This window comes from Kangiella sp., assembly GCF_048265365.1.
Taxonomy (GTDB): Bacteria; Pseudomonadota; Gammaproteobacteria; order Enterobacterales; family Kangiellaceae; genus Kangiella.
This window is the reverse complement of record NZ_JBLXBT010000001.1, coordinates 155,284-175,176: the sequence shown is the minus strand read 5'-3', so window position 1 is coordinate 175,176 and position 19,893 is coordinate 155,284. Positions and strand designations below refer to the sequence as shown.

Annotated in this window: 21 protein-coding genes; 6 read left to right on the top strand and 15 right to left on the bottom strand. The window is 45.5% G+C overall.

The annotated features are described in order from the left end of the window. Window positions 1–96: 96 nt before the first annotated feature. The 6 genes from purD to prmA all read right to left on the bottom strand — a co-directional run bounded on the left by purD (window position 97) and on the right by prmA (window position 6,304). Entirely contained in the window at window positions 97–1,380 is a 1,284-nt protein-coding gene (gene purD, locus ACN0VI_RS00820; protein ID WP_331892245.1) for a phosphoribosylamine--glycine ligase, read from the bottom strand. Window positions 1,381–1,404: 24 nt separating this feature from the next. Further along, the gene (gene purH / locus ACN0VI_RS00815) at window positions 1,405–2,970 is read right to left on the bottom strand and encodes a bifunctional phosphoribosylaminoimidazolecarboxamide formyltransferase/IMP cyclohydrolase (RefSeq protein WP_331892244.1); all 1,566 of its coding nucleotides are present in this window, start codon (window positions 2,968–2,970) and stop codon (window positions 1,405–1,407) included. A gap of 61 nt (window positions 2,971–3,031) precedes the next feature. Continuing rightward, the gene (fis, locus tag ACN0VI_RS00810; protein WP_012800185.1) at window positions 3,032–3,337 is read right to left on the bottom strand and encodes a DNA-binding transcriptional regulator Fis; all 306 of its coding nucleotides are present in this window, start codon (window positions 3,335–3,337) and stop codon (window positions 3,032–3,034) included. Then, a complete protein-coding gene (gene dusB, locus ACN0VI_RS00805; protein ID WP_417445434.1) occupies window positions 3,334–4,314 on the bottom strand; it encodes a tRNA dihydrouridine synthase DusB in 981 nt (326 codons plus the stop codon). The genes fis and dusB overlap by 4 nt, the downstream gene beginning before the upstream one ends. 280 nt (window positions 4,315–4,594) lie before the next feature. Then, the gene (locus tag ACN0VI_RS00800) at window positions 4,595–5,356 is read right to left on the bottom strand and encodes a zinc-ribbon and DUF3426 domain-containing protein (RefSeq protein ID WP_417445433.1); all 762 of its coding nucleotides are present in this window, start codon (window positions 5,354–5,356) and stop codon (window positions 4,595–4,597) included. 60 nt (window positions 5,357–5,416) lie between these two features. Then, window positions 5,417–6,304 carry a 50S ribosomal protein L11 methyltransferase gene (gene prmA, locus ACN0VI_RS00795; protein WP_417445432.1) on the bottom strand — a complete coding sequence of 296 codons (888 nt, stop codon included), beginning with the start codon at window positions 6,302–6,304 and terminating at the stop codon, window positions 5,417–5,419. A 369-nt stretch (window positions 6,305–6,673) separates the two neighbouring features. Between prmA and ACN0VI_RS00790 the strand changes: the two genes are divergently transcribed. Together ACN0VI_RS00790 and ACN0VI_RS00785 are read left to right on the top strand one after the other, a co-directional pair. Then, window positions 6,674–7,288 (top strand): hypothetical protein, encoded by a 615-nt coding sequence (locus tag ACN0VI_RS00790; protein ID WP_417445431.1) that lies wholly within the window; start codon window positions 6,674–6,676, stop codon window positions 7,286–7,288. A gap of 322 nt (window positions 7,289–7,610) precedes the next feature. Beyond that, window positions 7,611–8,261, top strand: coding sequence for a hypothetical protein (locus tag ACN0VI_RS00785; RefSeq protein ID WP_417445430.1), 651 nt, complete (start codon window positions 7,611–7,613; stop codon window positions 8,259–8,261). 93 nt (window positions 8,262–8,354) lie between these two features. Here the strand turns inward: ACN0VI_RS00785 and accC are convergent, their stop codons facing one another. The 3 genes from accC to aroQ are packed head-to-tail and all read right to left on the bottom strand — an operon-like array spanning window position 8,355 to window position 10,658. Continuing rightward, entirely contained in the window at window positions 8,355–9,704 is a 1,350-nt protein-coding gene (accC, locus tag ACN0VI_RS00780) for an acetyl-CoA carboxylase biotin carboxylase subunit (RefSeq protein ID WP_417445429.1), read from the bottom strand. 45 nt (window positions 9,705–9,749) lie between these two features. Then, entirely contained in the window at window positions 9,750–10,205 is a 456-nt protein-coding gene (gene accB / locus ACN0VI_RS00775) for an acetyl-CoA carboxylase biotin carboxyl carrier protein (RefSeq protein ID WP_417445428.1), read from the bottom strand. Between the two features lie 12 nt (window positions 10,206–10,217). Beyond that, window positions 10,218–10,658, bottom strand: a complete 441-nt coding sequence (gene aroQ, locus ACN0VI_RS00770; RefSeq protein WP_417445427.1) for a type II 3-dehydroquinate dehydratase — start codon at window positions 10,656–10,658, stop codon at window positions 10,218–10,220. Between the two features lie 415 nt (window positions 10,659–11,073). Between aroQ and ACN0VI_RS00765 the strand changes: the two genes are divergently transcribed. Together ACN0VI_RS00765 and ACN0VI_RS00760 are read left to right on the top strand one after the other, a co-directional pair. Continuing rightward, a complete protein-coding gene (locus ACN0VI_RS00765; protein WP_417445426.1) occupies window positions 11,074–11,784 on the top strand; it encodes a winged helix-turn-helix transcriptional regulator in 711 nt (236 codons plus the stop codon). 269 nt (window positions 11,785–12,053) lie between these two features. Continuing rightward, entirely contained in the window at window positions 12,054–13,040 is a 987-nt protein-coding gene (locus ACN0VI_RS00760) for a DMT family transporter (protein ID WP_331892235.1), read from the top strand. Between the two features lie 159 nt (window positions 13,041–13,199). On the opposite strand, the gene dsbD is transcribed toward ACN0VI_RS00760, so the two are convergent. The 6 genes from dsbD to cutA all read right to left on the bottom strand — a co-directional run bounded on the left by dsbD (window position 13,200) and on the right by cutA (window position 18,837). Then, window positions 13,200–15,080, bottom strand: coding sequence for a protein-disulfide reductase DsbD (dsbD, locus tag ACN0VI_RS00755; RefSeq protein WP_417445425.1), 1,881 nt, complete (start codon window positions 15,078–15,080; stop codon window positions 13,200–13,202). Window positions 15,081–15,252: 172 nt separating this feature from the next. Continuing rightward, window positions 15,253–16,158, bottom strand: a complete 906-nt coding sequence (locus ACN0VI_RS00750; RefSeq protein ID WP_417445424.1) for an FAD:protein FMN transferase — start codon at window positions 16,156–16,158, stop codon at window positions 15,253–15,255. Window positions 16,159–16,172: 14 nt separating this feature from the next. Then, window positions 16,173–17,477 (bottom strand): DUF3570 domain-containing protein, encoded by a 1,305-nt coding sequence (locus tag ACN0VI_RS00745; protein ID WP_417445423.1) that lies wholly within the window; start codon window positions 17,475–17,477, stop codon window positions 16,173–16,175. A 35-nt stretch (window positions 17,478–17,512) separates the two neighbouring features. After that, window positions 17,513–17,737 (bottom strand): DUF4266 domain-containing protein, encoded by a 225-nt coding sequence (locus ACN0VI_RS00740; protein ID WP_417445422.1) that lies wholly within the window; start codon window positions 17,735–17,737, stop codon window positions 17,513–17,515. Next, a complete protein-coding gene (locus ACN0VI_RS00735) occupies window positions 17,734–18,267 on the bottom strand; it encodes a TlpA disulfide reductase family protein (RefSeq protein ID WP_417445421.1) in 534 nt (177 codons plus the stop codon). Before ACN0VI_RS00735 ends, ACN0VI_RS00740 begins: the two co-directional genes overlap by 4 nt. A 216-nt stretch (window positions 18,268–18,483) precedes the next feature. Next, window positions 18,484–18,837 carry a divalent-cation tolerance protein CutA gene (cutA, locus tag ACN0VI_RS00730; RefSeq protein ID WP_417445420.1) on the bottom strand — a complete coding sequence of 118 codons (354 nt, stop codon included), beginning with the start codon at window positions 18,835–18,837 and terminating at the stop codon, window positions 18,484–18,486. Between the two features lie 67 nt (window positions 18,838–18,904). On the opposite strand from cutA, the gene ACN0VI_RS00725 reads away from it, so the two are divergent. Further along, entirely contained in the window at window positions 18,905–19,435 is a 531-nt protein-coding gene (locus ACN0VI_RS00725) for an FxsA family protein (protein ID WP_417445419.1), read from the top strand. Between the two features lie 152 nt (window positions 19,436–19,587). Next, a complete protein-coding gene (gene groES / locus ACN0VI_RS00720; protein WP_012800203.1) occupies window positions 19,588–19,878 on the top strand; it encodes a co-chaperone GroES in 291 nt (96 codons plus the stop codon). Window positions 19,879–19,893 lie beyond the last annotated feature (15 nt).

The window sequence follows — 19,893 nt, the reverse complement described above, 5'->3', positions numbered from 1 at the left end:
TGAGGCTATCCATGTAGTGACTTAAAACGGTTCGGCCATAAAAAAAGCCCTAGACATAGTCTAAGGCTTTTTGATTATTGGTCAAATGAACTGGTTTTATTTTGCCTGTTCGCGTGCTATCGCTCGATGTCCAATATCAGTTCGGTAATAAACATTATCCCATGAGATTTGTTTAACGCCGGCATAAGCTTTGGTTTGCGCTTCAGTAACTGAGTCTCCCAGTGCTACCACACATAAGACACGACCACCGTTAGTTACGATCTGACCGTCTTTTTCTGCGGTACCAGCATGGAATACTTTAGCGCCAGACAGGGTATCAAGACCGTGAATCACATCGCCTTTATGGTAGCTGTCTGGATAACCACCAGCTGCCATAACCACGCCCACTGCTGCGCGCGAATCCCACTCGGCAGTGGTTGTGTCCAGCTTGCCACTGAGAGCCGCTAAACAGAGTTCAGCAAGGTCTGATTGCAGACGGCTCATGATAGGTTGAGTTTCTGGGTCACCAAAGCGGCAGTTATATTCCAAGACCTTCGGTACGCCATCTGCATCAATCATTACGCCAGCATATAAAAAGCCCGTGTAAGGATGACCTTCGGCAGCCATACCTTCTACAGTAGGGATAATGACTTGCTGCATGATGCGGTCATGCATTTCAGGCGTGACCACCGGAGCAGGGGAGTAAGCACCCATACCGCCTGTATTGGGGCCTGTGTCGCCATTGTCGCGAGCTTTGTGATCCTGAGAGGTTGCCAATGGCAAAATATTTTTACCATCAACCATCACGATGAAGCTGGCTTCTTCGCCTTTCAGGAATTCTTCAACCACTACACGATGACCGGCATCACCAAACTTATTGCCCGCCAGCATATCGTCAATCGCTTCATCAGCCTGTTCGATGGTTTGCGCAATAATAACGCCTTTACCAGCCGCCAGACCGTCGGCCTTAATCACGATTGGGGTACCCATCTCGCGAACGTAGGCTTTGGCTGGTTCGATTTCGGTAAAGTTCTGGTAAGCAGCCGTTGGAATCTTGTGGCGTGCTAAAAAGTCTTTGGTAAAGGCTTTTGAGCCTTCCAGTTGCGCCGCACCTTTGGTTGGGCCAAAGCATTTAAGGCCAGCTTCAGTAAAGGCATCGACTACGCCAATCACTAGCGGAGCTTCCGGACCAACAATAGTCAGCTCGACTTTGTTGTCTTTAGCAAAAGCGATTAAGCCATCAATATCTTCAGCGCCAACTGCAACCGTCTGCACTTTATCTTCCAGCGCAATACCGGCATTGCCAGGTGCTACAAATACAGTGTCAACGTTAGCGGATTGAGCAACTTTCCATGCCAAAGCATGCTCACGACCACCACTACCAATAATCAATACGTTCATATCAATTCCTATAGCAAACACTTATTAATGACGGAAGTGACGCATGCCAGTGAAGACCATGGCCATGCCATGCTCGTTGGCCGCTTCAATAATTTCATCGTCGCGAATCGAGCCGCCAGGCTGAATCACTGCAGTAATACCTGCTTCAGCCGCTGCATCAATACCATCACGGAATGGGAAGAAAGCATCAGATGCCATCACAGAGCCCTTAACTTCAAGGTTCTCGTCGGCAGCTTTGATGCCTGCGATTTTCGCACTATAGACACGGCTCATCTGACCCGCGCCAACACCAATAGTCTGGCCATTGCGTGCGTAAACAATCGCGTTTGATTTAACGTATTTCGCCACTTTCCAGCAGAACATCAAATCACGCATTTCTTCTTTGCTTGGCTCGCGCTTGCTGACAATGCGTAAATCGTCTTCAAAAACCATGCCGAGGTCGCGATCTTGCACTAACAGGCCACCATTGACACGTTTGAAGTCGTGTGCGGTAAGTGATGATTCCCATTCGCCACATTCAAGTAAGCGAACGTTTTGCTTGCTGGCAACAGCCACTTTAGCTTCTGCAGACACTTTTGGCGCGATAATCACTTCGACAAATTGACGGTCAACGATGGCTTTAGCTGTATCGCCATCCAATTCGCGGTTAAAGGCAATAATGCCGCCGAAAGCTGAGGTTGGGTCAGTCTGGAAAGCTAATTCGTAGGCCTGTCCAATGTTATCAGCAATCGCCACACCACATGGATTGGCATGCTTAACGATAACGCAAGCTGGTTCTTCAAAGCTTTTTACGCATTCAAGCGCAGCATCGGTATCAGCCACATTATTAAAGGATAGCTCTTTACCCTGAATCTGTTTGGCGGTCGCCACGCTGGCTTCCTGTGGATTGTGCTCAACATAGAAAGCAGCAGTCTGATGCGGGTTTTCGCCATAACGCATATCCTGCGCTTTCTTGTATTGCACAGAATAAGTCGGCGGGAATTCGCTGTTATCGTCAGCTGCCTGCACACCAAGATAGTTGGAGATCGCTGCGTCATAACGAGCGGTATGCGCATAAGCTTTAGCCGCTAAACGGAAGCGAGTCGGTAGATCAACGCCACCATTATCAGTGATTTGACGTGCCACTTCGGTAAAATCATCATTTTCAACGACGATAGTCACGTCTTGATGGTTTTTGGCGGCAGAACGAACCATGGTTGGTCCGCCAATATCAATATTCTCAATCGCATCAGAAAGGGTCGCATCGGCGCGAGCAATAGTACTTTCGAAAGGATAGAGGTTCACGACCACAAGATCGATACCAATGATGTCATGTTCTTGCATGACGTCATCGTCCATACCGCGACGACCCAGGATAGCGCCATGAACTTTAGGATGTAAGGTTTTAACACGGCCATCCATCATTTCAGGAAAGCCAGTGTAATCCGCAACGTCGGTGACTGTGATGCCATTGTCGCGCATCAATTTTGCAGTACCACCAGTTGATAATATTTCGATGCCTTTATCGGCAAGGGCTTGGGCAAATTCAACTACACCAGTTTTGTCAGAAACGCTAATCAACGCGCGCTTGACTGGGCGATAGTTAGACATGGTAGCTCCTTAAAAAATTTAGGGTTCTGATACGAACCCTAATTTGAGGTGACTGTTTGTGTTACAGAAGATTGTAGCGTTTAAGCTTCTTACGCAAGGTTCCGCGATTAAGACCTAAAACCTGGGCGGCTTTAGTCTGATTGTTGCGCGTATAGTCCATAATGGCGCGTAACAATGGCTCTTCAACTTGCGTTAGAACCAAGTCATATACTTCGCTTAGCGGCTGACCATGCATCTGCTTTAAATAGTTCTGCATTGACATGGCAACGTGCTCACGCAAAGTTGGGTTTGATGCAAACGAGTTACCGTCTACAGGGTTGTCTTGGTTGTTACTTTCTCGAGTTAGATTTGTATCAAAGATAGTCATGCTGCTATAGCCTGTTGCTTTTGTTCAAAATAACGGTCTAAAACGCCCAACTGTTCAGTACCATCGTCGATGGCATTGAAGGTTCGACGAAACTCATTGGCATCTGCCTGTTCTTGCAAATACCAGGAAACATGTTTGCGTGCGATACGAGGACCCATCACAGCGCCATAAAACTCGTGCAAAGCGGCGATATGGCCGAGTAACACCTGACGCACTTCCTGCCAGCTGGGTGGTGTCAGTTTCTCGCCAGTCTGCAGATAGTGCCAGACTTCGCGAAAAATCCACGGGTTACCCTGTGCGCCGCGACCAATCATCAACCCATCAACGCCAGTGTAATCCAAAACAAACTTGGCTTTTTCGGGGCTGGTGATATCGCCATTGGCAACCACTGGGATGGATACTGATTGCTTAATCGCTGCAATCGTATCGTACTCAGCGCTGCCCAGATATTTATCGGCGCGGGTGCGGCCATGAACCGCCAGCGCCTGAATGCCTGCCTGTTCCGCGATCTGCGCAATCTGAACACCGTTACGGTTATCATGATTCCAGCCAGTGCGGATCTTAAGAGTGACCGGAACCTCAACCGCGGCCACAACGGCATTCAGGATGTCTTCCACCAGTTGCGGATCTTGTAAAAGCGCTGAACCAGCGGCCTTTTTACAGACCTTCTTGGCGGGACATCCCATATTAATATCGATAATTTCAGCACCATTTTGCACATTGTATTGCGCGGCCTGAGCTAACATATCTGGCTCAGCACCGGCAATCTGCACAGAGCGGATGCCTGGCTCTCCCTGATGATTGCTACGCTGGATACTCTTTCGCGTATTACGAAGCTTTGGATTGGCAGCGATCATTTCAGAAACGGTCAGGCCAGCCCCAAGCTCTTTGCAAAGTTGACGGAACGGACGATCAGTCACACCCGCCATCGGCGCCAGGATCAACGGATTGTCTAGTTGATAAGGACCAATTCGCATAAGCGCCATCAGGGTTGAATTTAAGGTGGCCGATCATACACGCTTTAAATTGTTTTTTGAACGGAAATTGTATAAAAAAGCGTCAATTTTTTGCTTGACAATAAAGAGTTCAAAGGCTTATGGGGAAAGCACTTATCAAATGTCAATTTAGTTGTTCGTTGTCCCTTGCCCACAAAATCATGGCTTATAGTATGTAGCAATCAAAATGTGTGGCTGAAGGGAATCCCTTCGAAGGTAGGTTAATCTCAATCAATGCAGAGTGCGGTCAACAGCACCAAACCTACTGAACCAATTTTACTTGGTAGCCACTATAATGCTCAAGGCTGCTGGTGAAGCTGAAGCCTATTTGTACCGATTGGTTCGGCTGGATCAGGGCATTATGGTTCACTTCGGGCAGATATTGCTCGGGTGAGTAAATCGGGCTTTTGAATTGATTGCCTTTAATATCGCTCAAAATAACCTGAATTTTAGGGAACGGTTGGGCAAAGTTGGCTAAGTTCTTTAATACCATGCTAACTTCTTTTTGCCCTCCAGGGTTTTCGGAGACATCAATTGAGCTGACTCGATATTGCTTCAAGTCTTGCAGCGGCGGTACTACACACTGGAATACTTTACAGGAAGTCTGCAGTACGGGACGCCAGCTGGTATCTTGTGATAAGACCATTTTATTGGGCCAAATATAGAGAAACCATAGCGCAATAAAAATCATGATTAAGCCAGCAACTGTATAGAAGAACCATTTAAAAAGGTACGGAGCCATGCTTGGAGTGGCTTCTATCGCTAGCTCGTAATGTTCGCTTTTGTCTTCGTCGGTTAACTCTGGGATAGACTTGTTAATGATCTTGTCTTCTGCCTGTTCAACCGTATCCTCCATTTGTGCTTTTTGCGTTTCTTTATCAAGCGACACCAAGGAATCGGTGGCTAGGAATAAAGAATGACAATTACCACAACGTACATGCCCGGACGCCACCTCAAGGTGCTCGCGACGCAATTTGAACACTGATTTACAGTGCGGACAGTTGGTTAAAAAGGTTTCGCTCATAGATCTGAAATGACTACCCCATAGAACAGCTTAAATAATAAAAAGCTCAAAACCACATGGTTAAGATTTTTTGGTTCCTGATAAACGCGCCCAGTCTTCCTGAACTTTGGCATCATCCATCTCGAACCATTGACTGTAAAGGCTGTTTAATTCATCAGCCTGAGTTTCAAGCAGGCCTGATAATACCAGATTACCGCCGACTTGCACCGAATTTGCAATAGATTCTGCCAACTGGCGCAAAGGTTCGGCCAGAATATTGGCAACCAGAATATCTGCCTGAGGTAGCTCTACCTGTTCAGGCAGACCTAACACCAGTCGGTTACTGTGAATGCCATTACGTTCAAGGTTTTGCTTGGTGGCTTCTATCGCCTGCGGGTCAATATCGACCGCATAGACTTTTTCTGCTCCAAGTAGCAGAGCGGCAATGGCTAGAATACCGGAGCCACAGCCGTAATCGATGACTGTCTTGTCGGTCAAATCTGCTCCATCAAGCCACTGCAGACACAATGCGGTTGTCGCATGAGTTCCGGTGCCAAAAGCCAAGCCTGGATCGAGCTTGATATTCACCGCATCAGGCTCAGGCACTTCACACCAGCTGGGCACGATCCAGACCCGCTCGCCAAACTGCATTGGCTTGAAGTTCTCCATCCATGAGCGCTCCCAATCTTGATCGCGAATAATTTCCCATTCGTATTGCTCACCAATATGCTTCGCAAATTCATGAGACTGAATGTCGCTGTCGATGGAGTTTGTGTCAGTATCAGCCTCAAATAGCGCTAATACCACAAGATGTTCCCATAGCGGTGTTTCGCCTGGTTTCGGTTCGAGAATAGGTTTATCTTCGGCATCCAGAAAGGTTACCGCCAGCGCCCCTAGCTCCATTAAATAATCACTTAATGAATCAGCATCAGGGTTTTTGTAATCGAGTTTGAGTTGAATCCAGGCCATGCAGAGTCTGTGGGTATTGAGTTTGAATGTATTATAAGAAAATATCAAATAAGTGATAGTTAATTATTGAGCAAAAGCTTTAAGTTGCAACAGGGTTTGAGATAGTGTAATTTTGCAAAGTCCATATATTTATGGCACTAATAAAACTTATAAATAATATCATATAGCAGGGAGAATCTAATGAAGTTTCTATCAATATTGGCTTTTAGTTTGTTTTTACTGAGTAACTTGTCTCAAGTCGCTCATGCAGATGAGGTTGTAGAGTGCAAACCTACCCCTCAAGGCAATATGACATGTTTGATGAGGGGAGATGACGGAAACCTTTATGTAAAGACATTTTATACAAGAGAGCCGTAAGGATTTGTCTTTATGAATAAAAAAATATTAATGTTTTTAATGCTAGCAGCAATTACTGCTAGCTTTATTCTTTTTATCTATGAGGATGAAAAAAGCGGAAAGAAATTAGCTGTACCTTCTAAAGAGGTAGATTTAGAAGTGTCGCCAAAGATTGAAAAAGAACAAAGTGAAGTAGAAAAGCCGTCACACCATGAACCGAAAATGGCGAATAACAAGAAAGAAACGAATGAAGGAAATCAAGGTAAGGCTCACGACTCTATGGCGGTTAATGAGAATAATGGGATGCATCTTGATGATCAAGCTGGTTATGAGGAGGCAACAGTTAAGTATGACGGTGATTACCGAAATGACCTACTCATACGTTTTACGGAAGATGATTTCGAACAATTTTTTGCTGAAAAAAAACTGCAAGTGAATCAGGTTCAATGCAAAGATGCAGTGTGTGATATTGAATTTTATTCTACCGTGCCACTATATAACGACGAGGATTTACGCAATGACCTTATTCTGGATATTGCTATCAAACTAGGGGCAGAGGGATTATTAAGTGAACAAAATAAAATCTCCGATCCAGAAAGCAATTTTGAGAATATATCTTTTAGAATAAGGATGGATGAAGATAGTTAAGAATGCTTTTCCAAATTTGGTTCGACTTTATATAAAGGCCTCATCATGTCGGAAAATCTTGTCGTTGCGAGCATTGGAAAGGAGTTCGTATGGGAAGAGATTAAGGTAAATCCTATTAACAGATTGTCATGACTAATAATCTCTCTCGTAATGACGTTTAATTGTAAAATGAGAATTTGCGGCTATTTTGAGGGAAAGAGCCGGATCTACTAATCGGCTCATTGTATTAGAATGGGTAACTTGTTATAACTTAAGTAAGGCTGACAGAGAAGTTAGTCGCCTTCACCAAGAGTGAAGGCTGCATACGGAACAAGGAGTCATTATGTCGCTTAAGGACAGCGTAAAGGATGTATTGCTCGAGCAGATAGAAAGGCTCGAAGGTCGTGTCGATCATTTCTATTTAGATTCTGTTGGCAAAGTAACCATTGGCATCGGTCATCAGGTTACTTCTGAAGCCGCCGCCGCAGAACTTCCCCTGTATATACCTCGAATGTTTGGCTGGTGGTTGCGTAAGGCTACCGCTGAAGAGAAACAAGCCGAATACCAGTTTGTGCAATTGAATGGACCTGACACTCTGTACCGCTATAAAGCCAGCTACTACAAGCAATTTACTCGACTGCTCATGCTTGATGAGGATATCGATAAATTACTGCTAAATCATATCAAAAGTTTCCATAGTGAATTATCCCGGTTCTATAACCGAAAGAACGGCTTTTACAGAGACTTCGACAAATTTCCCGATGAAGTGCAAATGACCTTGTTCGATATGATTTTTAATTTAGGCATGACCAACTTACGTTCAGCTTGGCCGAAGTTTAATGGCGCTATTAAAATTGAAGACTGGAAATCTGCAGCAGAAGAATCGAGTCGCCGACAAGTGTCGTCGGCACGAAATGATTATGTACGGGATTTATTATTAACGGCTTATCAAGAACAACAAGAGATTGAGGCAGGTAAATCTAAGGCTTCCTAGCCTTTATTCTTTAAAGAAAAAAAGCCGCTCGACTGATTCCAATAAGGCAGTGAGCGGCTTAATGAGGTGCAGTAGTTACTTAGCTAAAGAAGCTTACTCTTTCTCAGCAAACATATGCTGTTCCAGATAGTGAATATTCGTACCACCTTTCTGGAAATTAGCGTCAGCAAGAATTCGTTTTTGTAATGGAATATTAGTCTTGATTCCATCAATAACGATTTCTTCTAAGGCCATCTGCATACGCGCAATAGCAACTTCACGAGTTTCACCATGCGTGATCAATTTACCGATCATTGAGTCGTAGTAAGGCGGCACCTTGTAGGTTGCATAAATATGCGAGTCGATACGAATACCAGGGCCTCCTGGTGCATGATAACGCTGAATAACGCCCGGTGATGGTATAAAAGTATCCGGATCTTCTGCGTTAATACGACATTCAATCGAATGACCATTCAACTTAATATCTTCTTGCTTGAATGACAGAGGTTGGTTACTGGCAATACGCAATTGTTCTTTGATGATATCAACGCCGGTGATCAGTTCAGTTACTGGATGTTCAACCTGAACACGGGTGTTCATTTCAATAAAGAAGAACTCACCTTTTTCATACAAGAATTCAAAAGTACCGGCACCGCGATAGCCAATTTCTTTACAGGCCTGAACACAACGCTCGCCAATATGACGACGCATTTGTTCAGAAATACCTGGAGCTGGAGCTTCTTCAACTACTTTCTGGTGACGACGCTGCATCGAACAGTCGCGCTCACCTAAGTAAATAGCATTGCCGTGGCTGTCTGCTAAAACCTGAATTTCAATATGACGTGGGTTTTCCAGGAATTTCTCCATGTAAACCATGTCATTATTAAAAGCAGATCCAGCTTCAGCTTTAGTCAACTCAATTGCTTTGACTAATTCGCTTTCTTTGCGTACTACGCGCATACCACGACCACCACCGCCACCGGCAGCCTTGATGATCACCGGATAGCCAATGCGTTTTGCCATGGCTATATTTTCTTTTTCGTTGTTACCTAATGGACCGTCTGAGCCAGGCACGCAAGGTACACCGGCTTTCTTCATCGAAGCAATTGCAGAAACCTTGTCGCCCATCAGGCGGATGGTATCTGCCTTGGGACCGATAAAGGTAAAGCCGCTTTGCTCGACCTGCTCGGCGAAATCAGCATTCTCGGCAAGGAAGCCGTAACCTGGGTGAATACCAACGGCATCGGTAATTTCTGCTGCCGAAATAATCGCAGGGATATTCAGGTAGCTCAATTGCGCTGAAGCGGGACCGATACAGACTGACTCATCGGCCAGACGTACGTGCATCAAGTCTTCGTCGGCGGTTGAGTGCACGGCGACGGTCTTGATTCCCAACTCGCGGCAGGCACGCAATATGCGCAAGGCAATTTCACCGCGATTGGCTATGACCACTTTTTCTAACATATTCAGTGTCCTATTAATTCATCGGGCTAATTCAAGCCACAGGATTTACTCAATGATGAACATTGGCTCGTCATATTCAACAGGCTCGCCATTGGATACAAGGATTGCTTTAACCGTACCGGTAACATCCGATTCGATTTGATTCATCATTTTCATGGCTTCAACAATACACAGAACATCGCCTGCTTTAACTTGTTGGCCAACCTGGACAAAATCTTTAGCGCCTGGAGATGGAGCAGCATAGTAAGTACCGACCATTGGTGAGCGGATAATGTGGCCACTCATTTCAGGCTCAGCAGCTTCAGCAGGAGCACTCTCTTGCTGTGGTGCTGGTGCTTGTTGCTGCGGTGCTGCTTGTGGGACTGAGTAATGAATTGGCGCAGGTGCGCTAGAGCTGTGGCGCGAAATACGAACCGACTCTTCGCCTTCTTGGATCTCAAGTTCGGCAACGCCTGATTCTTCGACCAATTCAATTAACTTTTTAATTTTTCGTAAATCCATAATCACTACCTATTAATGTTGTAGGGTTTTAATGGCTGCATCAATGGCGTAGCGGTAGCTGTCCGACCCAAAACCGGCCACCACGGCTTGCGCAACATCACTAAAATAAGAGTGACGTCGAAAAGCTTCGCGGCGATGGGGATTGGATAGATGCACTTCAATAAAAGGAATATCGACTGCTAACAGAGCATCACGTAAAGCAACGCTGGTATGAGTGAAAGCAGCAGGGTTGATAACAATTAGCGACACATTGTCGGTTTTTGCATGCTGAATAGCGTTAATCAGCTCAGCTTCTGAGTTACTTTGCAGGCTTGAAAAGCGTAAATTTGCAGCTTCCACTTGCTTTTTAGCGGCCAGATTGATGCTCTCCAGGGTGTCACTGCCATAAACATCAGGCTCGCGCTGACCGAGAAGATTCAAATTTGGACCATGTAAAAGCAAAATATGAGACATATAAGTACCAAAGCAAGAGCAAAGTAACAGTAAAGTTAGCTTATTTTCGGTTATTTTCGCTGAAAAGCCAGTTTATCGACTTGGAACGCTGATTTAAAGCCGTTCCATTGTGACGCAGTAAGCAAAAAATAAGATGGTGCATTTTACAGTAAGTTAGACGCAAATAACCACATTTAATCTTAATGGTCGGAGTAGTAATAAAGTGGCTTGCTGATGCGGGATTTAGTTCAATAAAAAAATGACCAAATGAATAATTTTACATTTCAATAGAATCTGCTAGTGTAGTAGATGCGTATAAATTTTATACAGCACAAAAAGGCATCAGACTTTTACGGAATGACAAAGCGGAGATGACACATTTACACGGATTCTCAAGCGAGCAGTAAAGAGAGAACAAGAAAGGGAGTACTTAACGATGTCAAAGTTACCAAAAGTGCTACATTTGGTTCAAGAGCTGGAGTTTGACGAACCTTATTTAGCAGTATTAAAAGATGCTGGCTATCAATGTTATGTCGGAATTGATAGAAAACATCTTCTCAAGCAACTCGAAGCTGAAGAGTTCGACCTGCTGATTATAGAGTGGCGTAATGACGACACCACAGTTTGGATGTTAGAACAGGTTCGTGAATTCTTACAATGGCATGGGCCGATACTCTTTATCGCCGATAAAGATGATGAGGAAGGATTGCATCAAGCCTGTGCACACCATCGAGATAATTTCCTAACCCGCCCCATCCAACCCAATACGTTACTGAGTTGTGCCAATAAGTTGGTACAAAATGCCCGTTATACCATGCATCAGGATTGTTTTGAGTTTGGCCCATATCAGGTTTCTTTGGGGCTCAAAGAGATTTCTTTGAAAGGAAAACCGATTAACCTCACCTCAAAAGAGTTCGAGCTGGGTGCCTTATTCCTACGCAACCCGGGACGCCTCTATTCAAGAAAGTTTCTGCTAAAGAAGATATGGGGCATCGATTGCGACATCAGTACGCGAACGGTGGATGCTCATATCAGCTCATTACGAAAGAAGCTGAATATTAAAGGTGATGGTCTGTATCGGATTAAAACGGTTTATCAGCATGGATACCGCTTAGAGCTACTAGAAGAAACAGAAGCTGTGGCTTGAAAATTTGCCATAGTAGATTGAGTTATTAATTTATCCGCCCATGGCCTTCCTTGTGAGAAGGAAGAGCCATGCTTTTGCTTAATAGCTACCCAGTAAAGATTGCCTCCCCTCAACTTATCTAACATCCTTCATTGTATTTGCTTATATCTTACAAGGCCTGCCATAACTTTAATTTATGATAGAGATGAAAAAAGATCGTTTTTCTTATCTGAACGAAATTCATACAATGCCCGCCTTCATGTTATTGATTAGTTTGGGCAGGGCATATCATGACAAAACTACCTCAGAAACAACTGGCGATGGCAGGGTTAATCCTGGCAGTCGTACTATGGTCGGCATCTTTTGTAGCGATGAAGTTAGCTATTGCCGAGTTTGGGCCGATTATGACGGTATTCCTGCGCATGATACTGGCCACCGCCGTACTGATCTTCTTTTTGCCGCCAATGGCCAAAAAGCAGCAATATCAGAAAGGCGACTGGTGGCTACTGCTTCTATTAGCGTTGTGCGAGCCGTGCCTCTACTTTATCTTTGAAAGCTATGCACTAACCTACACTACCGCCTCAGAAGCCGGCATGGTCACAGCACTACAGCCGCTTCTAGTGGCAGTGGGTGCTTACTATTTGTTGAAAGAGAAGCTCAATAGCCGCTTGCTAATTGGCTGTGTTATCGCGGTTGTTGGCGTCGTTTGGTTAACACTGGCTGGTACCTCCAGCGAACATGCTTCCAACCCCATGCTGGGTAACGCCCTTGAGTTTGGCGCCATTTTAGCGGCAACTGGCTACTGTTTATTGGCGCGTAAACTAGCGCAACGTTATTCGCCAATATTCTTAACATTACTGCAAACTGTGATGGGTAGTATTTTCTTCCTGCCGTTAATTTTCGTGCAAGGTGCACCATTAAGTTTTGATGTATCAGCCGAAGCAGTCTTGGCCATCATGTTCCTCGCCTTCGGCGTCAACATCTTCGCCTTCACCTGCTACAACTTTGCATTCAAAACCATGCCGGCAAGCCAGGTCGGTAGTCTTATGAACCTGTTACCACTAGGTACCTTGTTCTTTGGTTGGGCCTTATTAGGCGAAACCCTCAACGGCGTACAATATCTAGCAGCAGGACTGGTCCTGTTTGGCGTCATCTGGTCACAGACCAAACCACGTCAGAAAACAGTCTTCATCGAGCAAGAAATGGTTACTCGTTCATTGCGTGATAAGGCAAAGCAAAAAATCCGCAACAGTTTTGGCTTAGTAAAAACCCCTTAGTGTGTAATAAGCCAAGGAGAAAGCCGGCGTAAGCCGGCTTTTTTTTATGAAAGTTAGTTTGCAAGGAAGTTGGAATGAGTTTATGAATCCGAGCGAAGCCTTCTCTTTGAGTGGCTTTTACGGTCACTCGCTTTCGCGGAGATGAAAAGAGGTGAAAACCTACAACCCAAACGCCGCTTCAATTCTCCTTACAAAAACATCCGCTTCTTCAAAGCCATTAGCTCTGTATTGAGGAAGTTCATTTCCTTGCAGGTCGAAAAATATAATGCTGGGCAGGCCGAGTATTTTAAAAGCGTTCATGAGTTCGACATCCTGTTGATCATTGGCGGTGACGTCTGCCTGCAATAACAGTGTATTGCTTAAGGCATCGTGAACGGCTGCGTCAGTAAATACAAGGGCTTCGAATTCATAGCATGACGCGCACCATTCGGCGAAGAAATCGACCATCACGGTTTTACCCTGAGCGTTCGCTTCGGCGACACGTTGCTCCAGCTGAGATAGAGTTTTAATTCGTTCAAATTGAAGGTGCGGCTTAGAGCTATCTGTCAGTGTGCTTGAGGATTTCATCTGGGCTGGGCCTTCAGCCATCTCTGAGTATTCTGTGGTCATCATGGAGTACGATTGGCCAAGCGGTTGTAACAGGTTGCGGTTACCTTGCGCGCCGCCAATTACTAGTAGTGCTCCGTAAATCATTAAGGCTAGACCAAGTCCGGCAAAAAGATTTCTCCAGCCAAGATTAGGAAGCTGGTTCTTGAGCAGGTAATAACCCGGAATCAGTGCCAGTAATGCCCAGCCATACATATAGATACTGTTTGCCAGCAGGTGTTTTACCAAGTACAAAGCAACGGCCAACATGGCGACACCAAACACCGCTTTTATGGCGTTCATCCAGTTGCCAGCTTTTGGCAAGAAACGGCCTTCAGTGACGGCAATCAGGATTAACGGAATCCCCATTCCAACACCGAGTCCATAGAGTGAAGCAGCGCCTAGAACCACATCGCCGGATTGTGCGATGTAAATTAATATGGCGATCAGTGGCACAGTAACACAGGGTGAAACAATCAACGCTGAGATTGCGCCCATGATGGCGCTGCCAATATAGCTGCCTGATTTTTGACTATTGCTTTTGGCGGCAAGCTTTGCCTGTAACCCTGCTGGAAGTTGTAATTCGTAAAAACCAAACATGGATAACGATAGAAGGACAAAGACAATCGCTGCTCCAATAACGAAAACGGGATTTTGCAGGTAACCGGATAAGGATTGTCCCGCCAGAGCAACCAGAACACCGAGAATGGCGTAGACAATGGCCATCGCCTGGGTATAGCTCAATGCAAGACCAAAGGCTTTGCGGGTGGTGATATCTTTGCCCTGTCCAGCAATAATGCCTGAAATGATAGGAATCATCGGGAACACACAAGGGGTGAAAGTCAGCCCTAAACCAATCAGAATAAATTTAAAGAAGTTCCAGAACGCATTCTTTTGTTCAAGGTCATCTATTAAGCTTTGCTGTTCGCTGACGAATGCTTTTTTGTTGCTTGTGTCCTTTTCACCAATAGCACGCTCACCACTACTATTAACTAGCGCCAATGTAGAGGCGGGAACCTCAAGCACTACCTCGCGAGTAGTTGGCGGATAACAAAGGCGATCTTCGGCGCATCCCTGAAAATCGATACTAAGAGCCATTGGATTGGTTGCATCTGAAAAAGGCACCGCAATTTCGATGAAGTTGTAGTAAACCTCAGTCTGACCCAGATAAGGATCATCTTTTTCCAGGCCTTCTGGAATCAATGGCTCGCCAAGAGTGGCATCGTCACTTTTGAAACCAAAGCGCTCACGGTACATATAGTAGCCTTCGGCGATTTCGAATTTGACCAGAACGGTGTTATCGAGAACTTCGGCCTGAAGTACGAAAGCATCGTCGACTCGTAGCAACTCCTCCTCTTCACCAAGCAGGCTGTTCAGATCAATCTGAGCCGCCTGAGAGTTCAAAGAAGCGAAGCTGATGAGTATCAGGAATAAGAATTGAATCAAATTTTTCATGCCGATTATCATGTCTAGAATGGCCTATTGGTGACGGTTAATTGCAGTTCACTCAGTGTTATAGCGAGCTATTTTACGCAAAGCCAGGTGAACTGTATGTAAATTCATGAAAGCCAGTGTCAGCTTTCTGTAAATAATCCGCTAAAACAGCGTAAATATAAGCGATTTGCGGTTATCGCCTCTGTATCCAGTGCTCAACTTCCTGCGCAGTGAGAAATTGTTCGGCGTCCTTTCCCTGCAGCATGGCGAGGGTCGATAGCATGCCTGCCTGGGTGCAGTTACTGGCCAGAACCGTAACTGATGCTGGTGCATCGGCAACTGGCCAACCGGTTTTCGGGTTAAGCACATGACTTAACACTTTGCCCTGATGCAGCAAAAAGCGCTTGCTGTCGCCACTGGTGGCAACACCGCCATGCTTTAAGGCGACTTTGGGCGGAACTTTGTTTTGCCCAAGCACCAATGGCTCAATTCCAATCAGCCAATGCTGACGACTGATGGGGGCTGAAGTTGCCACAATATCGCCGCCGAAATTGATCAACACAGGACAATCAGTTATCGCACGCGCTAGTGTGGCGGCAGAATCTACCGCATATTCTTTGCCGATACCGCCAAAGTCGAGCGCCATGCCCGCTGGAATCTGCAGTTTTGGATTTGACCATGACACCTGATCCCAGCCAATTTTAGGTAGCAGTTTATCAATCTCGGACTGGGCCGGGATATTGGAGCTGCCATCAAACTTCCAGAGCTTGCCCAGTACACCTGATGTAATATCAAACATACCATCACTCACTTGAAAGCAGAGATCGGCGAAATCCAGCAGTCGCGCCGTTTCCGCATCGACCCCAACAGGCTCACCGTTCGCATTGTTGATTCGGTAAATGATATTGTCTGTGCGGTAACGACTGAAGGTGCTTTCAATGCGCCAGGCTTCGTCGGCAACAGTCTTGGTCACTTTGTCGGCCAGAGCCTGATCCGAAGTTTCGATAATGACCTCGCAAGGTCCCGCCATGGCGGTAAAGTGGCCAGTAATGAAACCTTGCGAGTCTTTATAGGCAATTGAGTGCAATGCCTCGTTCATGGGCGAAAATGTTGTCAGAAAGAATAATTGACTCTTAACATAACGGCATTCCAATCCGGTAACAAGGTTTGCTGCTGTAGCGCACCAAATTTTTCCGGCTCTGTTGGAGTCTGGTTATACATCTCTAGCGAGAAGCGCCATTGATTGCCTGCGGCTGTCTTCATGCCGTATTCCAAACCCACAGTGATCGCATCGTACTCAGCCAGTCGATAGTCCGCTGAAGCGAATTGCGGTAAAGCCTGATCCTGGCGCAAATATGGCTGGTAAAAATCGGCCTGAGTTTGCGTGTAATAGCGGACATGCGGCTGCCAGTAGTCGCCATTATCAAGAGTGAAGCGATACTTGAGATCGACAGTATGCGAATCGATTTCCCAGTCATCGGTCATGTAACGGTAGGAAGCGTCGAGAATGTCGCCGTCAATAAAACGTTTATAGCGGCCAAACAGGCCATGCTTGGTGCGCTCGTCAGGACGGCTTTCAAATAAAACGTTAGCAACCGGAATGCCATCATCAAAGTAGTTACCCTGATCATCGAGCACGCTCAGCACCTTGTAAGGGTCACTGTGATAACCATCCGACATGCTGTAAGAATAATTGAATTGGAACAGGCTTTCACGATCAATGACCTGAGTTATGCCCAGCAATAGATCCAGAGTGTCCTTGTCCTGACTGCCGCTAAGCTTGTTCTGCGGATCGCCAACTGGTTGCATCCGACCAAAAGCAACCGGTGCACCGCCAACCGGATCAATCGAGTCGAAAGCATAGGATAGACCGGCAAACAGGGTACTGTTGCGATTATTAAAGTCGTAACTGATGTTGCCATTTACAGAAGCTGACAGGTAATCGTATTCTTTAGAAATATTGGCGCCAAGGCCCGCCTTGGTCGTGTCGGAAACAGGGAAAGTCCAGTTGGTAGCCAGAGCTACGCGAGTGTCCTTAAAAGTGTCATCCAAAGGGTGCTCATTAGCATTTACTGTATAACTAGCGTTGCCAGAAGGGCGGGTAAAAGTCAGTGGCTGATCGCTGCCAACCGCGCCGCTAGGTGAAGCACCGGTCAGGGAGTCAACGGTAAGTTTTAAGTTGAGGTATTCATCTTCATCCAGACGTTTATTGGCATTAAATACAGGCTCAATCGCAGAAACACGACTGTCGCTTTCTGAGTAAAACAGAAATGCTGCGTCGAATTTCCAGTCGCCAATAGCCTGCTCTTTGCTGGCTGGTGCAGTTTTATTTTGCTCTTCTTCAGCGTTAGCAGCACCTGCGATCAGGGTCATTGTCGCAGTAGCTAGTGCTGATTTGAGTAATAGATTTTTTTTCATAGGTGAGTACTCACTATAGTGTTCTTATCTTGCAATTAATTACAGCCACAACCACCGCCGGCGTAGGCGCGGCCACCACTGGAAGCTTCTTTACTGAAGTAAATGTGATCATCCAGGGCATCGGTCAGAGGCTGTTCATCAAGTGCCATTTCAGGTTTGGCAAGCAGGTCCTTTTCCCACGCATTGACGCCCATAGTTGAACAGCCACTCAGTACGCTAAAACCGAGAATGGCCAGTAACAGTAATGATTTATGTTTCATTCGGTATCTCCTGAGTTGCTCAAACTGGTTGATTGTTGTGCCGTTGTCGCTAATAAGGATTGAATTTGATTGTTAATTTTGCTGACGTCTTTTTGGCGGAATCCACGATGGCGGTATTTGGCTGCGCCAGTCTGATCCAGCAGGTAGCTGGTCGGCATGGCATCAACTTTAAAGTATTTGGCTAACTCGCCATTTTGGTCATAGAAAATTGTGAAATTGGCTGGATACTGTTCTAAGAACTGCTCTGCAGCGCCTGGTTCAGAATCTTCATTGATGGCAATTATTACAAAATTATCGTCACCATAGCTTTCTTGCAGTTCATTCATGACCGGAAATGACTGACGGCAGGGGCCACACCAGGAAGCCCAGAAATCGACATAAACTACTTTGCCGTGATATTGCTCGAGATTGAGTTGCTCTAACAATTCGTTGTTGTGTCCAGCATCACTGGCTGTGGCGATAGATGGTCCGAGTGAACTAACGGCCAGCAGTAGCAGGCTCGGGAAAAGCTGGGATATTTTAAGTCGCATGGAACAAGCCTAAATTGATATCATATTAATATTGGCTAATATGAGTGCAGGCTTGATCTGGAACAACGAACAAATGCGCGTAAAGCGCACAGGAAGCACTAAAAGATAGGGGGCATATGTCTATAACGACTATCTCTAGTCTGCAAAATAACTTTTAATTCAAGAAGATAGAGTTTATGAGGACTGAGTGGCAAAAAGCTAATAAAGATGAGCGTTTTAGAATTTCAAACTGTTTTCCAGCCATTGCAAATAGGCTGACGATGCTTGCTCAATATTACAACTGATCAGTTCAAAAACATCATAAGGATGCTCGTTTTCCAGCAACTCACCGAGATCAGCCATTAATTCTGCATGAGTTTTGATGATCATCAGCACTTCAGAGTCTTTTTCAACGGATGTTTGCCCTGAGGAGTCATGCCAGCGATAAACGCTGGTCACATTGGGCACTATATTAACGCAAGCGGCCAATTTTTCATGAACCATTAACTCTGCCAAACGCTCGGCAGTTTCCTGATCGGGCGCGGTACATAAGGCGACCTGGAAGTCTTCTTGCTCTGAAAGTCGTGACATATCAACCGAACTTGTGATTTACTCGAATGTCCCCATTATAAAGCTATCGTTTAACAAAGACAGACCTATGTTTTTTCGTTTCTTTTTCTTAATCTTTATTGTTCTGGCAGTGCTGGAAATCTTTGTGCTGATTGAAGTCGGCAACTGGATTGGCGCTCCGGCCACCATCGGTTTAATTCTACTGACCGGCGTTATTGGGGTTGGTTTGCTTAAGCATCAGGGTTTATCGGTATTTGAGCGCTTTAAAGGCAAGATGCAACAAGGCCAGGCGCCTGCTCAGGAAATCATCGAAGGTGTGTTGCTGATCATCGCTGGTGCCTTTCTGATCACCCCTGGGTTTGTTACCGACACCATTGGCTTTCTATGGCTGATTCCGGTGACACGAAGCGCTTTTGCCAGAGGCATGATGAAAGCCGGCTGGTTCAAATTCCAAAAGATGAATGGGCAGGGAAACTTCCATTATGAGTATCACGAAAGCCGCACTGAACACAGCGAAACCCATCACCACTCAGAAACCAGTGAAACTGAACATAAAAAAGTGACTGGAAGCCGTGTTATCGAAGGTGAATACGAACGCAAAGACGATAAAAAACAATAGGTTATAATAACTTTAGAATAAAAAGACAAAAAAAAGTAAAAATTAGCACTCAACCCCCTTGAGTGCTAGCAAATAGCCCCCATATTATCCCGCAACTAATTCAAACAAACTTTTCATAGTGAGTTAACTACTTTCTATATCAGGAGAAAAACATGAACTTACGTCCATTACATGATCGCGTCATTGTGCGCCGTTTAGAAGAAGAAACAACCTCTGCAGGCGGTATCGTCATTCCTGATAACGCCAAGGAAAAGCCTAGTCGTGGCGAAATTCTTGCCGTTGGTAACGGTAAGCCACTTGATTCGGGCGAAGTACGTGCAGTCGACGTTAAGGTTGGCGATAAAGTATTGTTCGGCAAATACGCTGGTACTGAAGTGAAAGCTGATGGCGAAGAGCTTCTTGTATTGCGCGAAGACGACATCATGGCCGTAATTGAAGGCTAATTAACAGAAATTAAC

What these genes read in the sequence shown, in the direction of transcription:
- ACN0VI_RS00735 (WP_417445421.1), bottom strand. Translation starts at nt 18,267, where the DNA reads ATGCGACTTAAAATATCCCAGCTTTTCCCGAGCCTGCTACTGCTGGCC.
- purD (WP_331892245.1), bottom strand. Translation starts at nt 1,380, where the DNA reads ATGAACGTATTGATTATTGGTAGTGGTGGTCGTGAGCATGCTTTGGCA.
- prmA (WP_417445432.1), bottom strand. Translation starts at nt 6,304, where the DNA reads ATGGCCTGGATTCAACTCAAACTCGATTACAAAAACCCTGATGCTGAT.
- cutA (WP_417445420.1), bottom strand. Translation starts at nt 18,837, where the DNA reads ATGTCACGACTTTCAGAGCAAGAAGACTTCCAGGTCGCCTTATGTACC.
- ACN0VI_RS00765 (WP_417445426.1), top strand. Translation starts at nt 11,074, where the DNA reads ATGTCAAAGTTACCAAAAGTGCTACATTTGGTTCAAGAGCTGGAGTTT.
- accC (WP_417445429.1), bottom strand. Translation starts at nt 9,704, where the DNA reads ATGTTAGAAAAAGTGGTCATAGCCAATCGCGGTGAAATTGCCTTGCGC.
- dusB (WP_417445434.1), bottom strand. Translation starts at nt 4,314, where the DNA reads ATGCGAATTGGTCCTTATCAACTAGACAATCCGTTGATCCTGGCGCCG.
- ACN0VI_RS00745 (WP_417445423.1), bottom strand. Translation starts at nt 17,477, where the DNA reads ATGAAAAAAAATCTATTACTCAAATCAGCACTAGCTACTGCGACAATG.
- ACN0VI_RS00785 (WP_417445430.1), top strand. Translation starts at nt 7,611, where the DNA reads ATGTCGCTTAAGGACAGCGTAAAGGATGTATTGCTCGAGCAGATAGAA.
- ACN0VI_RS00725 (WP_417445419.1), top strand. Translation starts at nt 18,905, where the DNA reads ATGTTTTTTCGTTTCTTTTTCTTAATCTTTATTGTTCTGGCAGTGCTG.
- purH (WP_331892244.1), bottom strand. Translation starts at nt 2,970, where the DNA reads ATGTCTAACTATCGCCCAGTCAAGCGCGCGTTGATTAGCGTTTCTGAC.
- ACN0VI_RS00790 (WP_417445431.1), top strand. Translation starts at nt 6,674, where the DNA reads ATGAATAAAAAAATATTAATGTTTTTAATGCTAGCAGCAATTACTGCT.
- fis (WP_012800185.1), bottom strand. Translation starts at nt 3,337, where the DNA reads ATGACTATCTTTGATACAAATCTAACTCGAGAAAGTAACAACCAAGAC.
- aroQ (WP_417445427.1), bottom strand. Translation starts at nt 10,658, where the DNA reads ATGTCTCATATTTTGCTTTTACATGGTCCAAATTTGAATCTTCTCGGT.
- ACN0VI_RS00800 (WP_417445433.1), bottom strand. Translation starts at nt 5,356, where the DNA reads ATGAGCGAAACCTTTTTAACCAACTGTCCGCACTGTAAATCAGTGTTC.
- ACN0VI_RS00750 (WP_417445424.1), bottom strand. Translation starts at nt 16,158, where the DNA reads ATGAACGAGGCATTGCACTCAATTGCCTATAAAGACTCGCAAGGTTTC.
- ACN0VI_RS00760 (WP_331892235.1), top strand. Translation starts at nt 12,054, where the DNA reads ATGACAAAACTACCTCAGAAACAACTGGCGATGGCAGGGTTAATCCTG.
- groES (WP_012800203.1), top strand. Translation starts at nt 19,588, where the DNA reads ATGAACTTACGTCCATTACATGATCGCGTCATTGTGCGCCGTTTAGAA.
- dsbD (WP_417445425.1), bottom strand. Translation starts at nt 15,080, where the DNA reads ATGAAAAATTTGATTCAATTCTTATTCCTGATACTCATCAGCTTCGCT.
- accB (WP_417445428.1), bottom strand. Translation starts at nt 10,205, where the DNA reads ATGGATTTACGAAAAATTAAAAAGTTAATTGAATTGGTCGAAGAATCA.
- ACN0VI_RS00740 (WP_417445422.1), bottom strand. Translation starts at nt 17,737, where the DNA reads ATGAAACATAAATCATTACTGTTACTGGCCATTCTCGGTTTTAGCGTA.